This window comes from uncultured Formosa sp. (assembly GCF_947500765.1).
Lineage (GTDB): Bacteria > Bacteroidota > Bacteroidia > Flavobacteriales > Flavobacteriaceae > Formosa.
In genome coordinates this window covers 1-608 of the sequence record NZ_CANMTH010000061.1, presented here as the reverse complement: position 1 = coordinate 608, position 608 = coordinate 1, and the positions used below count along the sequence as shown (strand labels likewise).

The following is a 608-nucleotide window of genomic DNA, read 5'->3' as shown; positions in this document are numbered from 1 at the left end:
CCTCTATATAACCAAACCCAACAGTCGTTCATATACTTCTTAGGTTTTAGTTGTTTTACGGCTTCGAAAACGGCATCTAAACATATTTTATGTGTACCATGAGGATCGGCTAAATCGCCTGCTGCATAAATTTGATGGGGTTTGACCTTATCTATTAAAGCCATAGTGATCTCAATATCTTCTTTTCCTAAAGGCTTTTTCTCGATAGCTCCAGTTTCATAAAATGGCAATTCCATAAAATGAATATGTGTATCGGGAAGACCTATAAACTGTGCTGCCGAATGCGCTTCTCCTTTTCGTATTAATCCTTTAATATATCTAACTTCTTCAATATCGATCTCACTTCCCTTCTTGTTTTCTAAAAATGCTAGTGCTTTTTTATAGATGTTTTCTGCTTCTACATTCTTTATGCCAAACTTCTCGTTATAATCGCATACAAAACCAGCAAAACGTAAGGCTTCATCGTCTGAAACAGCTATGTTTCCTGAGGTTTGATACCCGATATGTACTTCGTGTCCTTGCACCTGTAAACGCTTAAACGTTCCTCCCATACTAATTACATCATCATCTGGGTGTGGACTAAATATTAGTACGCGTTTCTTGGCAGG

At 37.5% G+C, this 608-nt stretch carries 1 protein-coding gene; it reads right to left on the bottom strand.

Features of this window, described 5'->3' with window-relative positions; all coding sequences use genetic code 11:
* The coding region (locus Q1B05_RS18610; RefSeq protein ID WP_299782972.1) for a PIG-L family deacetylase at positions 1–608 on the bottom strand (608 nt) is incomplete at both ends.